The sequence below is a fragment of the Rhizobium sp. NLR8a genome, from assembly GCF_019685235.1.
In the GTDB taxonomy this organism is placed as follows: Bacteria; Pseudomonadota; Alphaproteobacteria; order Rhizobiales; family Rhizobiaceae; genus Rhizobium.
Genome location: NZ_JABDWI010000009.1, coordinates 102,266 through 116,543, shown reverse-complemented (window position 1 = coordinate 116,543; position 14,278 = coordinate 102,266). Strand labels below are relative to the sequence as shown.

The following is a 14,278-nucleotide window of genomic DNA, read 5'->3' as shown; positions in this document are numbered from 1 at the left end:
ATACATCAAAAGGACGCCCCGATCGTCCTTTGAGCAATGTGGCAAAAGCGCATCGTCAGGACCAAGCTGTAAGGGTTCGTGTTTGGAGCAGTGCCATGGTGCTGGTCGAATACTGCCTGCACAAGCTTGGAAGCTTTTTTTACAACACTTATTATCTGAATGGTAAGGCAATGGCGCTCAGTTTCGCCATTTCCATCGGCCTGGTTCTGACGGTTTTCGCGGTGGAGCTCACCTATGTGGGGTTCGGCAGTTCCGGGTTCCGTCGGGTTTTCTTCGAACGCAGCAAATCCACAATCACCGACATCGTCTATTTCGTCCTTCAGGCGACGGGAATGATTACGTTATTCGCGGCCCTCGCATCATTTGGTCTGTCCTATGCCATCACCCACGCGGCTCAGGATGCCCCCCACCTGGGCCTTGCCCGGAGGCTGCCTGGCTTGGCACATGTTCTCTTGTTCCTAGTGCTGTCAGACTTCTTGAGCTATTGGCAGCATCGGTTGATGCACCGGCTGCCCGTACTATGGCGGCTGCACGAATTTCACCACGCAGCCGAAGAGTTCAACGCGCTGACTTCGTCGCGGGAGCATCCGCTGGAGAAGGCCATAAACATGGCCATTATGGTCGTTCCGGCGCTGCTTATCGGCCTGCCAACGGCCGAATTCGCCTTCGTGACCATCACCTTTGGCGCCATTGGTCTGGTCAAGCACAGTGCCATTCCGTGGCATGGCTGGTTTGGCAAATACGTGATCCAGTCACCACGCGACCACTTCATCCATCACTCCCGAGTGCCGGAACATCACGACAAGAATTTCGCCAATTATTTCCCGATCTGGGATCATTTGTTCGGCACCTATTACGAGGGCGATGCAGACGGTGCAAAGCTCGGTCTGGACCGCGACTACTTCAACCAAACCGATCCGTTCCGCGAAACCATCGCCACGGAAATTCGTTTCTTCCAACGCGCGTGGCAAGCTGCCAAGGCCAAGTGCGGCATAAGCCCCATAAGGGGAAAACCTGCCTCGCCGCGGGGGCTGTCGGGCCACAAACAGCGCCGGTAGCGCGAAGCTGGCATCGCTCTGTTGTGATAAGCGACAGCTTTCTGGAATCAACGAACTAGAGCTTTTCCGGGTTAGATTGAAGCATTCTGTTGCTCAAACGGAGTCGGATGGTCGACCGGCCGGCGCGCGTCGTAGCCCAGTTCTACGGCCAAGCCGGCCGGTCGATCAGCCGGCCCGTTTCAGCCAACCCTCCCGCAGATTTGCCTGGCAAATCTGCAAGACCTTGGAATCGCCGGACGCACTTGTCGCTTCGCCCACGGCGAAGCGGTGCGGCCGGCGGGCCGGGCATGCTTCCGCCAGGATCAAAGGCGATCGGCTCGGACGTACCTGGGGTATGCCCGTCGCCAATCGCCTTCGCCCTGACGAAAACCTGCTCCGGCAGAATGCTTCAATCTAACCCGGAAAAGCTCTAGCTCCGATTGACAGAAATGACAGCGCGTTTCGACCGTCCTCGATTGGGAAAAGCCGAAGCTTTCCCACTTCGCGCAGCCGGCGACACTGCAATAGTGCTCGATGATCAGTTAGCGCCCGGCGCTGCTGAATGCCCTTATGCCCTTCTCCACGAATAGTGATCATAGCAAACTCGTTTGCACCGGCTCCCCGGCGTTGCTGATGATGGTCGAACCGTAGGCCTCGCGCGAGATCACCCTGATTGCGTCGTTCGGCAGCGGGCGGGCGAGCGCCTTTGCCTCTTCCCACGGGGCGCGCATCCACACGTCGACTTCTTCTTGTGTCAGCAGCAGCACAGGCATCGCCCTTTGATGGATTGGCCGTACAACATCGTTCGGCTCGGTTGTGAGGAACGCGTAAAGGTCGTCGGTCGTCAATCCGTCCTTGACTTTGCGGACGCTTTGCCACTGCGGAACGTGGACGCCCGCGAAAAACATCAGCGGCTTGCCTTCGTCACGAGCGAACCAAGCGTTCGGGGTGCTTCCCCCGTCCTGTTTGCTGGCGGGGTCGGGTTCGGCAAAGCTGGTCACCGGCACTATGCAACGGCTCTGGACACCGAACCATTTCTTCCAGTGGGGAACATTCAGGTTCCGGATGTTGGTAACGCCCTTGTCGGGCTCCATACGGATGAGCATGTCCATGTCGACGGGCTTGCCCTTCTGGCGCAACTTCTCTGCCCGAGCCTCGGCCGCCTGCTTTATTACGAAAAATGGCGAGGGAAGACCCCACCTCGCATGGACAAGCTGCTTGCGGCCATCTGCTGTGTTGCGGACGATCGGGCCCATCTGGTCCGGGTTCATCTGGTAGGCCGGCATCAAGTTGACCAGACTCTCGACGTCCTGGGTCCACTTATTCACCCAATCCTTCGCGTCCATCCGGTATAAATTGCACACATCTCCCTCCCTCGGCGTCCATACGCCATTGTTGTCCACTTCGTTCGCGTCGATGAACTGGCCGTTCCAACAATCCCGGAATTGCTCCGCAGCTTCGCGGCTGCCGAAGCAAAAGACAAGATAGCTATCCTACTCGATCGACGCGCTATAGCTCTTCGATCTGCTGTCCAGTACGAGCGCCGAGGTGATGACCTTGCCTCGATCTCGAACCGAATAGCGGTGTTCGCCGCCTGGCTTATCTCGACGCGACGCCATCCTACAAAACTCCGTCTTCCCAAATTGGCTTTTTGACCGACGTCACTTTGACCAGTCGGCGCACTGGAAGCTTGCCGATTTCAGACCCCCAAATCTGGACGACCTTCAGGTTCATGTATTCCCTTCGGTCGCAGAGCTGACAACGGAACCGGCCCGCCACGCGATCGAGGCTCACGTCCTTCGTCAGCTTCAACAGATCTCGCGGAAAAAACCGGTAAGTCCTTCGACAAAGCTGGCACGTCACCTCGAGCAATTGATTAGCGTCAGCCGCGTCGCGCAGGGTCCACCCGCGCAACTTCTTGGAATAGTTCATTTCCGGCATTGTCAGTCTCGGCCGTATCTCGGCCGCCACCCGCGCGTGATGCCTCGGCCCATCGCGCCTTCGGTCAGCACTAGCTGCCAGCGAAGGTAACGGATGTCTGCCAGGAGCGTTCCTATCGCCGCTTGCGCATCGCCTTTGTGATAGGCAAGCACCTCGGCAATCTCATCATCAACAATGGCTTCGCCGATCGGCTGCTCGCGCATATCCGTGCTCCATACTTTAGTTTTCAGATTGGCGGCCGCCTCGCCCGATGTTCTTATTATGTTCACGCGCGCGATGGAGTCAATAATCCTCTGTTTCTTTTCGAGGGCGGCCGACGTCTTGGCGGCGTGGAGGGCCGTTCCGTCCTCTAGGGAAGCTGAGGGGTCACAAGGCAGCCGAGATGTTTTCCCCGCCAGCACTTGAAAGGCATCGTCCAGCTTCCTGTCGTCCACGAGATAAAATGCGTCCCGCTTTGGCAGTGAAAGAGCCAAGCGACCGCCAGCTTGTGTGATACGGTGCAGCTTATCGACTTCGTGGGCGAGGTTCTACTCGAGGAGCTTTGCGGTGGCTGACGTACGGGAATTAGAGCGACTCCTCGCGGACGGCAGGGCTGAGAACGCAGTCTTGCGGGAGAGCGAGGCTAAGTTTCGTGCCGTTTTTGAAACCATGATAGAAGCCTGCTGCATTTTCGAGATGATCTATGACGACCTTGGCAGGCCCGTAGACTGGAAGATTCTGGAAGCAAATGCTGCCTACGAAAAACAGAGCGGATTGAAGGATGTCGCAGGCAAGTTGGCCAGTGAGGTCATGCCTGGAACGGAGGCATATTGGATTGAGACATTTGGCCGGGTGGTTGAAACCGGAGAGGCCGAGCAGATTGAAAGGTGGCACCAACCCACCGGACGATGGATCCATAGTTCTACAGCACGCGTCGGCGGCTCTGGAAGCAGGCGCTTGGTCAGCGTTTTCTATGACATCACCGAACGCAAACGCGCCGAGATCGCCCTGCGCGAAAGCGGGGAGCGGCAGGCATTCCTGCTCGAACTCAGCGATACGCTTCGACCCCTGGCGGACCCGGCAGCGATCCGGCTCGCTGCCGCAACGGTCCTTGGTCGATATCTCGGCGCAAGCCGCGTCGCCTATGGAGAAGACACTGAGGATGGCGAGAGCTTCGTCGTGTCCCCGAACTACGTCGATGGCGCGCCCGACACGGCCGGGACGTTCCGCTACGCTGACTACGGGTCAGACATCCTGGCGGATCTGCGCGCCGGGCATAACCGCATCCAGCCCGACCTGGCTCAGGACGAAAGGTTGAGCGAAGCGGAGAGAGGAGCTTTCGCCGAGGCGGGCATCGGTGCGTCCCTTGATGTACCGTTGGTAAAGGCGGGAAGACTCGTCGCCTGGCTGGGGGTCAACTACGCCACGCCGCATGCGTTCACGCCGTACGAGATCCAATTGACTGAGGAAACAGCGGAGCGAACATGGGCGGCCGTCGAGCGCGCCCGCGCCGAAGCGGCGCTGCGCGAGAGCGAAGAGCGGTTTCAGCAGTTCGCCAACGCCTCCGCAGCAGCGCTGTGGATCCGAGACGCCGAGACGCTCGACATGGAATTCGTCAGCCCGGCCATCGCGACAATCTATGGCGCCGAACCCGACACTTTCATCGGCGACATCAGGCGGTGGGCCGCGATGATCGTACCTGAGGATCGGGCGACCGCCATGAACCACATCAATCAGGCGCGCCACGGCGAGCCGGCCGTCGATGAATTCCGCATCCGGCGGAACGATGGTTCATTCCGTTGGATCAGGGACACAGGCTTCCCGCTCTATGACGAGAAGCGCAACGTGGAGCGCGTTGGCGGCATCGCTGAGGACGTCACCGAGACGAAGATGGCCGTCCCGCACCAGGGCGTGCTGCTTGCCGAACTGCAGCATCGCGTCAGAAACATCATGGCGATGATTCGATCCACCGTGGTGCGGTCTGCCGACGGCGCTGTCGACGTCCAGGGCTACCAGACGTCGCTCGCTGGTCGGCTGTTGGCTTTGGCCCGGGTTCAGACATTGCTCACGTGTCAAGCCAATGCCGGCGGATCGCTGCGCGGTATCCTCGAGAGCGAAATCGGAGCGCAGGCGCATTCCGAAAACCAGTATGAACTGACCGGCCCCGATCTTATGCTCTCCCCCAAGGCCGTCGAAGTCTTGACCTTGGCGTTCCACGAACTTTCCACCAATGCTTTGAAATACGGCGCCTTGTCGGTCCATGGCGGCAAGGTATCGGTCACGTGGACACCCTTCGAGAAGCGGGAAAAGCCGTGGCTCGCCATCGACTGGGTGGAGGAAGGCGCGCCATCGCGGCCGCCACCGACCCGCCGCGGCTTCGGCTCCGAATTGATCGAGGCGAAAATACCCTACGAACTTCGTGGCACAGGCAAAATGTCGATTGAGCCAAGCGGTGCTCACTGCCACATTGAGTTTCCGCTCAGAGAAGCTGAAAGCATACTGGAGACTGACGCCCCGGCGCCAACGCGACTATACGGAGGAACTCTCGACATGACCGGAGCGCCGGACCTCACTGGAAAGACCGTTCTCGTGGTCGAGGACGACTATTACATCGCATCTGACACGGCGGCAGCATTGCGAGGAGCCGGTGCGGAGGTCTTTGGCCCGTGCCCGACCGAGGAGGACGCGCTGCGGTTTCTCGATGAAGAGACGCCAACTGCAGTTGTGCTCGACTTGAATCTTGGCGGAGGTGGCCCGCGGTTCGAGATCGCACATAAACTTCTTGAGCGCGGGACGCCATTCGTTTTCCTGACGGGGTACAATCCGGATGTGATCCCCGATGAACTGGCTGATGTCGCCAGGCTCCAAAAGCCGTTCACGCTGAGTGATGTCGTCGAGGCGGTCAGCAAACTGTAGGACGAAACCTGTGTCAGCACATGTCTCCTTTTGGCGCGCATTTCTGCCATCTCTGTAACTGCGGGATTAGTCTGCCACCGCTCCACACAAAGTGAGGAAGAACCCGGTTAACTCAACGGCATGATGAAGCGTTGCAGCGCAACCCGTGTTTCGCATTTGGTTTGGCTGATCTCGACCTGTCATGAAGAAGCGGTCGCTGAAATCGGCATGACTTTCTGAACTTCGCGTCTGCTCATGAACTGTCACCCTGCGGTTCACCTTGATCGCATTAGATGCCGGCGTACCACTCGTACCCGCGGTCTTCCCAATAACCGCCCTTTCCGCCCCACAGACCGGCGAAGCTGTCGACCAGTTCGATGCGCATGATGTATTTTACCTGTTTGTAACCGAGCTGCCGTTCGACCCTGAGGCGCAAGGGAGCGCCGTGGCCGACGCTGAGGTCCTGGCCGTTCATCTGGTAAGCGAGGATGGTTTGAGGATGAACCGCATCGATGAGATCGATGCTCTCGTAGTAGCGGCCACTCCCGTCGAGCGTCTTTTCGAGCTCGTCGGCACAATGTAGCACGACATAACGCGCCGTTGGCTTGAGCCCGGTCAGACGCAGCAGGCTGGCAAGCGGAACGCCCGTCCATTTGCCGATGGCGCTCCAGCCCTCCACACAGTCATGGCGGGTGATCTGCGTGCGGGCCGGAAGCGCCTTGAGATCGGCGAGCGAAAACTCTCCAGGCCGATCGACAAGACCGTCGATCTTCAACCGCCAGGCTGCAAATTTGCCGTCCGCCAGTTCAACGTATTCGTCGCTGTCGGGAGCACTCGTTCCATTCACCCGGAACGACGGGGAAATGTCCTTTTCATCAAACTCGCGCGCCAGGGCATCGCGCCCCTGAAGCAGTCTCTGCACCGTCATGGTAAGGTGCTCGGCTGAACGAAGGACGTTGGCGACGTGTGCGTTCTGCTCAAGCAGGTCACATCCTGAAAGGGTCAGCGCGCTGGCGCCAAGTGTGCCGCCAATCAGAAAGCGGCGTCGGGTGAGAAGCTTACTCATGACTTAGGGCCTTTTTCCTCGATCGCATAGCGTCCGGTGATCATCGAGCGGATGTTGTTCCAGGTCCCGGAAAGCACGACCATCGCCACATGGACGATAACGAAGATGACAAGTGCTGATGCTGTGATGAAGTGGATCGTGCGCGCGGACTGGCGCCCGCCGAAGATATCGACCAGAGCGGGAATTGCGGCGTCGATCCCGGGCGACATGGTCAGACCCGTGAGGACCATCAGCGGCAGCAGAATGACAATGACAGCTAGATAAGTGAGCTTTTGAAGCGCATTGTAATGTTTGGCCTCCTCCCCTTCGGGGAAGCGAAGACGGACATGGTCCAGAACCTCCCGGGCGAGATGGCGCGGCGAGAGTTGACGGGCCTTCGGCGCCAGGTCTCGCCTGAAATGTCCGTTCAGCAAGCTGAAGCTTAGGTAGAGAATACCGTTGATGACGAACAGCCAGGCAAAGAAGAAGTGCCAGCGACGTCCCGACGCGAGATCCTGGAAGGATGGGATTGTTGCCCAGGACGGGAAAGCTCGCGCGGTCGGCTCCCCATCAACATTGGAAACGCCGAGGACGCCGGTCGTGGGAATCTGTAGCCCCGCGACACGCACGAACCCGTTTGGCATGCCGCCTTCATCATTGGAGCCGATTGTCAGCACCGCGGGATCGCCGTTCGCGCCGTAATGACCCCAGTAGAGCTCGGGGTGGGCATTGAAGATCTGCAGTCCGCTCAAGAGAAGGAAGCTCAGGCAGAGAACGTTCAGCCAGTGCGTAAGCCGGGTCACAACGGAGTGGCGGCGGATGAAGATCGTCCGAGGATATTGAACATTGTCATTGGAGGCGTCTTCGCTCATCTCAGCGTCTTTCGTCTGTGACATCTCACGGCTGCAGATCAAGCAGCATCGATCTGTAGTCGCTGGCCGAAGCATTGGGGCGGCTGCTCCGGCCAGTGACGACGTGGCTTTACATGGGGGGAACCACGCCATTCTTGCCGACCACAACCTGATGTGCGATGGGGCCGGCTGCAGATTTCTCGGCGGTGATGAAGACCACGGCGCCGGGAACGAGATCATCCTTGGTTGCAGCAGCAATGGTCACGACAGGTGTCCCATCCGGAATGGCGATCTTCTTTTCCTTGCCGTGATAGGTGACAGTGACGGTCCGACCATCGACGCCTTTGACGGCATCGGCGACCGTCGCATTGGTCATGCTGCTGTCGGGCTTCAGATCCCAACCGTAGCTGCCTTCGCCAAGACCCTTCATCGCCGGTGGGAAGATCAGGACTTCGAGCGCGCCATCGCCACCGCTGGCCTTTGGCAAGGATGCGATGCCGACAAAATCACCCGGCTTGATGTCGGCGACTTTGGCATCTGCGACGCTTGCCACTTTCCAGTCGTCGGCCAGGGCGACATCGACGGTCTCGCCTTCGCGCGTTTTCACCTTGAGCGTGGATCCCGCATAGGTGACGATGCTGCCGCGGACATGGATCGGCGCGGCTTTCTGATCTTCGGCATAGACGGGTGCCGCAAGGGTTGTCACAGAAAAAATGCTGGTCAGCCCAAGGGCCAAGGCGGGGAACACGTTCTTCATTCGATTCTTCCTACTAGTTGGTAGTTTTGAGGGCGCGATTTGCCTGAGTAGCCTGGCCACGCAGGATTAGTGAGAAACGGTTGGGGTCATTCGGTCCAGCGCGGGCGTCAGTATTGTGCTGAATACCTCCGGCTTCCCGTAGGCTCTCGCAGAGAGCATTGCGCCGTATACCGTCGCCAGAAATGCTTCGGCTTCGACGTGAGGCTCACTGGTGAGGTCCAGGGAGCCTTCCCCGGCGCCACGCTCCATGACCGACGTCAGCCACGAGGAGATAAAGCGAAAGAATGCCGTAACCTCTGTTGCGACTTCCGGCGGAAGGGATGGCAGTTCACTGGCAAGCAGGGCGCACACACAATAAGGTCTGCTCGCATCCTCGATGCATTTCGCCCAGTGGGTCGCATAGATTTTAAGGATGTCCAATGCGTCTGGAACGTTCTGTTCAAGGGCCGCCACGCTCGCCTGGGCATCTTCCCGATAACGCTTGACCAGCTCACGCACCAGGTCGACCTTGCTGGGGAAGTGATGGTGGATGCTGGCCTTGCGGATGCCGACGACCTCCGAGATATCGGCGTAGCTGAAGCCATTGTAGCCGCCGCTCATGATGAGGTTTCGGGCGGTGGCCAGGATATCGTCGGAGGTGGTCGAAAGATTGCTCATGCGAACTGTCTACCTTCTAGTAGGCAGAACGTCAATGTAAGTTCAACATTCTGCCGTCATCCGTCTGTCGAAACTGTGACGGCTTTCCACGCTTCGATCTCCTCCTGCAAACGATCGATCCGCGCTGTGACGTGGCGGAGGGCATCGCTGCCAAGGAGAAGTTGCGGTGGAGGATTGTCAGAACCGACGAGTCTCAGAACGGCAGCAGCCAGCTTTTGCGGATCACCGAGCTGCTTGCCGCTCACGGCCTGTCGGGCCTCGCGGATCGGATCAAACAGGCTGTCGTAATCTGCGATAGACCTCTTTGTGCGGATCATGGAACGCCCCGCCCAATCTGTCCGAAATGAGCCCGGGCAAAGGGTTGTCACATGAATGCCGAACGGCGCCATTTCCGAACGCATGACCTCGGAAATACCCTGAAGCGCGAACTTGCTGCCGCAGTAGTAAGCGATGCCAGGCATGGTGATCATGCCGCCCATCGACGTGACGTTGACGATAAAGCCGCGGCGGCGCTCACGGAACCTCGGAAGAAAAGCCTTGGCCACCGCGACGGCGCCAAACACGTTCACGTCGAACTGGCGGCGCATCTCATCGATCGGCGATTCCTCGAGTACGCCCTCGTGCCCGTATCCTGCATTGTTGATCAGCACATCGACTGGGCCGTGTTCTTCCTCCGCTTGCTGAATCACGTCCGGGATGCGGTCGAAATTGGTGACGTCGCAAAGGACCGGGTGAAGTGCGGGGAGCGTGGTTGACAACACTTCACGCGAGGCCTCGGAGCGGACGGTCCCGATGACCGTGTGGCCGGCTTCGATGGCGGCAGTGGCGATGGCCAGCCCGATGCCCGAATTCGCTCCTGTAATGAAGAAGGTCTTGCTCGACATTTTCGAAACTCCTTGATCAATCGTGCACGTGCCAGATAATATCAGGGACAGGTAGATCGATTGCGAATTCTCTGAGATTGTTGTCAAATCCTATGAACGGCACAAAACGGCATTCCACACATGAAGGACTCGTCGCACTGGCCGGACAACTTGCCCCGCGTATCGGGTACAATCAAACTGCGGTCAGTTCTGTCCGTATCCTGCGTACCGAGGCGGTGCTGAACGACATTCCAGTCCTCTACAAGCCTGGGGCCGTGTTCGTATTGCAGGGGAGCAAGCAGGGCATTCTGGAAGGGGAAGTCTACCTCTACGACGAGGACCATTATCTTGCCGTCTCGGTGCCGGTCCCATTCCGGATGACGTCCAAGGCCAGTCCACAGCGGCCACTGCTGGCGGTCTATCTGGAGTTCGATATGCAGTTGGCGGCTGAGATCGCCATGCAGGTCGAAAGACTTGCCGGTCCCGCAGACGCCAAGCCGAGAGGGCTCCTCTCGAGCAGAATGGATAGCGGTATCAAAGACGTCCTGCTGCGCTTGCTGACGGCTCTCGGCAGCCCGGTCGAGGTCGCCGTGCTTGGAGACTCCATCCTGCGTGAACTGCAGTACCGGGTCATGGTCGGCCCCCAAGGCGGCGCGGTCATCGCGGCTCTACAGCGAAAAGGGACGTCCGGAAAACTGGTTGAGAGCGTGGCGTGGCTGCGGCAGAACTACGCCGGCGAAGTTGCCGTCGCGGATCTGGCCAGAGAGGTGGGCATGAGCGTTCCTTCCTACCACGTTCATTTCAAGAACCTGACAGGCTCAAGTCCGATGCAATACGTGAAGGCGATGCGCCTGCATGAGGCGAGACTTTTGATCGCCCGCCAGAGCGGGACGATCGCGGAGGTGGCAGCTTCAGTTGGCTATGTCAGCCCGGCGCATTTCAGTCGCGATTTCAAACGGCATTTCGGGCGTACCGCATCGGAAGAGGTGAAATGGGTCCAGCAGCACCTTGGAGAACAGGTTTGACCATTGCCCCGGGACTCTCTCGCAAGTCGGTCGAATAGTCAAAACGGGCGGCATGTCATTGCAAAGCAGCTCGAAGGGCGGCTTCGCAATGAACCAGGGTTGTATCGAAGACGCGGACGCCCACATTATCCTGGTTCAGCAGCATCCCTACCTCCGTGCACCCAAGGATAAGACAGTCGCAGCCTCGATCGATCAGTCGCTGCGCAATCAGTTCATACGTCGAGCGACTTTCCTCGCGAACAACATCGCGGCACAGCTCGTCATAGATGATGCGATGGGTTTCCGCTCGATCGTCGGCCTCAGGAATTGTTGGCGACAGTCCTCGAGCGGCCAGGCGATCGGTATAGAAGTTCTGTTCCATCGTGAAGGCGGTCGCCATCAGCCCCGGCCTGCGAAAACCGCTCTCAAGGATAGCTGTCGCAGTTGCGTCCGCGATGTGTACGAACGGTATCGACACCCCGCCCAAGATCTTGTCCGCCACCTTGTGCATGGTATTCGTCGCCATGATGAGGAGGTCGGCACCTCCGCGCTCCAGAGCAATGGCTTTTTCATTCAGGATATTTGCCGCCGCATCCCAATCGGAGGATGCCTGTAGCTTTTCGATCTTTTCGAAGTCAACAGATCGTATGAGAAGCTCCGGCGAATGCAGTCCGCCGAGCCTCTCACGCGTAAGCCTGCAAAGTTCACGATAATAAATCTGCGTCGAGGCCGCGGACATTCCGCCAAGTATGCCGATCGTCTTCATAGGCTTTTTCCATATTCACGTGTTTCGTCTGTTGCCGCCAAACCGGCGCTTGACCAGAAATCAGGCCCGCTCCTGCCGCCAAGCTCGGCACCAACACCATGTCGTCAGGAAGACCCAACGACAGAGGCCGCTATTTCCAAGGCGTGTATATTCCTTGATTGCCTCCCATTTTTGCAGCGCGAATGAATATGAATCATGGCGTGGTACCTCAAAGTTTCCGTTTCGCTTTGTAGAGAAATGATGGTCTGCCGGTGACCGACCGAGACTGTATGAATGGTCACGCCGTCAGCGGACGAGCCAATGATTAAACCCAGCAATATTCGTGTTCATCGCCGGACCGCTTTGTTCGATGAAAGGCCAGCGGAAAACCATCCGGCGACGAGAAGACAGATTGCTATCGCGCGATTGCTGCGACGCTGTACGCCCGGCCGATGGAATCGACGTCCGTTGCAGACCCCAAAATCGAGAAGAACAACCCGCCGACGACTGCCGCCGCGAATGCACCGCCAATCTGAAGCATCGAGTTGACGAGGCCGGAGGCCAATCCGGACTCTGTTCTGCCGACCCGTTGCACGACACTTTTCAAAAGGTTTGGAAGCGCGATCCCCTGCCCGATCCCGATGAGAAGGAGCGCAGGAAAGAGGAATTGCGCATGATCACCTGAGATCAGGGCCGCTGTTGCAAACAAGCCGCCAGCTTGCAGCCCCATGCCAACGGCAGCGGAATATCTTCCGAAGACGCTGAGGATGCGCTCGCTTGCGAAAGGGCCAAGGACAAAACCGACTGCCGCGGGAAGGATCGCCAGCCCGGCCTCGAAAGGTGTGCGACCAAGGCCGCTCTGCTCGTATACCGAGAATACCAGCCAGAATGCTGCGAGCGAATAGAAAAATAGGGCAGCTATCAGCCCGCGCTTCAATCCCGGAACTTCAAGCAGGCTCGGTGCAAGGATGGGATCTCCTCCCGCCGCCTCCAGGTTTCGCTCATGGCGCCAGAATAGCAGAAAAAGCAGCGGGGAAGCGGCAAGCATCAGAAGCAACCAGATCGGCCACCCCTGCTCCCGGCCCTCGATCAGCGGCGCGATCAGTGCAAAAAGCGCCAGCGCAATCAGCAATGCACCGCCCAGATCCAGTTTGCTTGGGTGCTCCGATCGGGTTTCGCGCAACATGATAGAGGCGGAGGGCGCGGCGATCGCGATCACCGGAAGGTTGATCAGAAAGATGGCCCTCCATCCAAGACCGAAGATATTCAGTGCAATCAGCGCTCCACCGAGAAACAGACCAGCCATCGATGCGACACCGAATGTCAGGGCGTAAAAGCTGAGCGCCTTTGATTTTTCGTGGTCTGGGAAAATTGCATTTATTGACGCCAGAGCCTGCGGTGCCATGATTGCCGCAGCGAAGCCTTGAAGGACCCGGCCGACGATCAGCACCGATGGAGACCAGGCAAATCCGCATAAGGCGGATGCGGCGGCAAACGCTACCATTCCAGAGAGAAAGACATTCCGGCGACCATAGAGATCTCCAAGCCTGCCACCGGTGATCAGCATGACCGCATAGGTGGTGGCGTAGCCTGAGATAATCAGCTGCATTGTCGATGCAGAAGCCCGGAAGTCGTCCCGGATCGAGGGCAGCGCCACGTTGACGATGAAGAAATCGAGTGGCGGCAAAAAAGCCCCGGCCAACAGGATGACCAGCGCGACCCATCTGCGCGGATCGAGCTTGTCTTCGGGGTTGCAGGAACGTTCCACATTTATCTCCTTGAAGTCCGTAAACGTCCGCCGAAAAGCGGTCGCAACGACAGTATTTAGGAACCATTCAGTTCCAAATTGAAGTCAGTCAAGCGCCTTTAAGGCAAAGTCGATCATGGCCCTCGTCTCCTCGCGATCCGCTCCTACCTTGCCCAGGACCCGCATGCCCTGGATCTGGCAGACGAGGAACCTCGCAAGTGTCCGCTCGTCCAACGCGGGATCAATTTCGCCTGCAGCTTGAGCCCTGATAATCGTGGCTGCATAAAGGTCCTGCAGTCGTCGAAACAGGCGGGAAATTCGAGCTGAAACTTCTTCATCTGCTGGAAGCATCTCGACAGCTGCCAAGACAACAAAACATCCGCGCAATCCCTCTTTGCCGGAAGAAAAGTGAACCTGCTGCGAAAATGCTGCGCGAATTGCGCCTTTTGGCGATGGGTTGGAATGCAGCGTTTCGCCCACCGTGCGAACGGCATCCTCGATATAGACGTCAAGAGCACTGAGATAGACGCCCCGCTTGTCTACAAAAGCTTTATAGAAACTGCCTCTGGACAGATCCATGCCTTCGAGCAGGTCGGGAAGAGACGCATCGTGATATCCACGTTCCCAGAATACGCCCATCGCCTTGCGAACTGCATCATCGAGTTCAAATTCGCGAGGGCGACCAACGGAGGGGGATGTCTGAGTGCGTTTGGCCATGCGGGCTATATGGAACCATTTGGTTCCGAATGCAAGGGAT

13 protein-coding genes and 1 pseudogene are annotated in these 14,278 nt (G+C 58.3%); 3 read left to right on the top strand and 11 right to left on the bottom strand.

Translation table 11 applies throughout. From position 1 onward, the window contains the following. Positions 1-95: 95 nt before the first annotated feature. Positions 96-1,058 (top strand): sterol desaturase family protein, encoded by a 963-nt coding sequence (locus HJC04_RS18380; protein ID WP_210628776.1) that lies wholly within the window; start codon positions 96-98, stop codon positions 1,056-1,058. Between the two features lie 572 nt (positions 1,059-1,630). Here the strand turns inward: HJC04_RS18380 and HJC04_RS18375 are convergent. The 3 genes from HJC04_RS18375 to HJC04_RS18365 form a co-directional block, all read right to left on the bottom strand. After that, complete coding sequence (locus tag HJC04_RS18375) at positions 1,631-2,401, bottom strand: SOS response-associated peptidase (protein ID WP_221146789.1); 771 nt, start codon at positions 2,399-2,401, stop codon at positions 1,631-1,633. 256 nt (positions 2,402-2,657) lie between these two features. After that, a complete protein-coding gene (locus HJC04_RS18370) occupies positions 2,658-2,978 on the bottom strand; it encodes a hypothetical protein (protein ID WP_221146788.1) in 321 nt (106 codons plus the stop codon). 2 nt (positions 2,979-2,980) lie between these two features. Next, a complete protein-coding gene (locus HJC04_RS18365) occupies positions 2,981-3,181 on the bottom strand; it encodes a hypothetical protein (protein ID WP_210631676.1) in 201 nt (66 codons plus the stop codon). Between the two features lie 343 nt (positions 3,182-3,524). Here HJC04_RS18365 and HJC04_RS18360 point away from each other — a divergent pair, with 343 nt between their 5' ends. Beyond that, positions 3,525-5,873: a PAS domain S-box protein gene (locus tag HJC04_RS18360; RefSeq protein WP_221146787.1), complete on the top strand. Its 2,349-nt coding sequence runs from the start codon at positions 3,525-3,527 to the stop codon at positions 5,871-5,873. Between the two features lie 268 nt (positions 5,874-6,141). Here the strand turns inward: HJC04_RS18360 and HJC04_RS18355 are convergent, their stop codons facing one another. From HJC04_RS18355 to HJC04_RS18335, 5 genes are all read right to left on the bottom strand, one after another. Further along, positions 6,142-6,918 carry a molybdopterin-binding protein gene (locus HJC04_RS18355; RefSeq protein WP_221146786.1) on the bottom strand — a complete coding sequence of 259 codons (777 nt, stop codon included), beginning with the start codon at positions 6,916-6,918 and terminating at the stop codon, positions 6,142-6,144. Further along, entirely contained in the window at positions 6,915-7,769 is an 855-nt protein-coding gene (locus HJC04_RS18350) for a cytochrome b/b6 domain-containing protein (protein WP_210628781.1), read from the bottom strand. The genes HJC04_RS18355 and HJC04_RS18350 overlap by 4 nt, the downstream gene beginning before the upstream one ends. 109 nt (positions 7,770-7,878) lie before the next feature. Further along, complete coding sequence (locus HJC04_RS18345) at positions 7,879-8,505, bottom strand: hypothetical protein (protein WP_221146785.1); 627 nt, start codon at positions 8,503-8,505, stop codon at positions 7,879-7,881. A 66-nt stretch (positions 8,506-8,571) separates the two neighbouring features. Continuing rightward, positions 8,572-9,162, bottom strand: coding sequence for a TetR/AcrR family transcriptional regulator (locus tag HJC04_RS18340; protein WP_221146784.1), 591 nt, complete (start codon positions 9,160-9,162; stop codon positions 8,572-8,574). Between the two features lie 56 nt (positions 9,163-9,218). After that, positions 9,219-10,046, bottom strand: coding sequence for an oxidoreductase (locus tag HJC04_RS18335; protein ID WP_221146783.1), 828 nt, complete (start codon positions 10,044-10,046; stop codon positions 9,219-9,221). Positions 10,047-10,123: 77 nt separating this feature from the next. Between HJC04_RS18335 and HJC04_RS18330 the strand changes: the two genes are divergently transcribed. Continuing rightward, a complete protein-coding gene (locus tag HJC04_RS18330) occupies positions 10,124-11,050 on the top strand; it encodes an AraC family transcriptional regulator (protein ID WP_221146782.1) in 927 nt (308 codons plus the stop codon). A 55-nt stretch (positions 11,051-11,105) separates the two neighbouring features. On the opposite strand, the gene HJC04_RS18325 is transcribed toward HJC04_RS18330, so the two are convergent. The 3 genes and pseudogenes from HJC04_RS18325 to HJC04_RS18315 form a co-directional block, all read right to left on the bottom strand. Beyond that, positions 11,106-11,795 carry an aspartate/glutamate racemase family protein gene (locus HJC04_RS18325; RefSeq protein WP_221146781.1) on the bottom strand — a complete coding sequence of 230 codons (690 nt, stop codon included), beginning with the start codon at positions 11,793-11,795 and terminating at the stop codon, positions 11,106-11,108. A 326-nt stretch (positions 11,796-12,121) separates the two neighbouring features. Further along, positions 12,122-13,542, bottom strand: a pseudogene (locus HJC04_RS18320) (MFS transporter). Between the two features lie 84 nt (positions 13,543-13,626). Beyond that, the gene (locus HJC04_RS18315; protein ID WP_221146884.1) at positions 13,627-14,160 is read right to left on the bottom strand and encodes a TetR/AcrR family transcriptional regulator; all 534 of its coding nucleotides are present in this window, start codon (positions 14,158-14,160) and stop codon (positions 13,627-13,629) included. Positions 14,161-14,278: the final 118 nt, after the last annotated feature.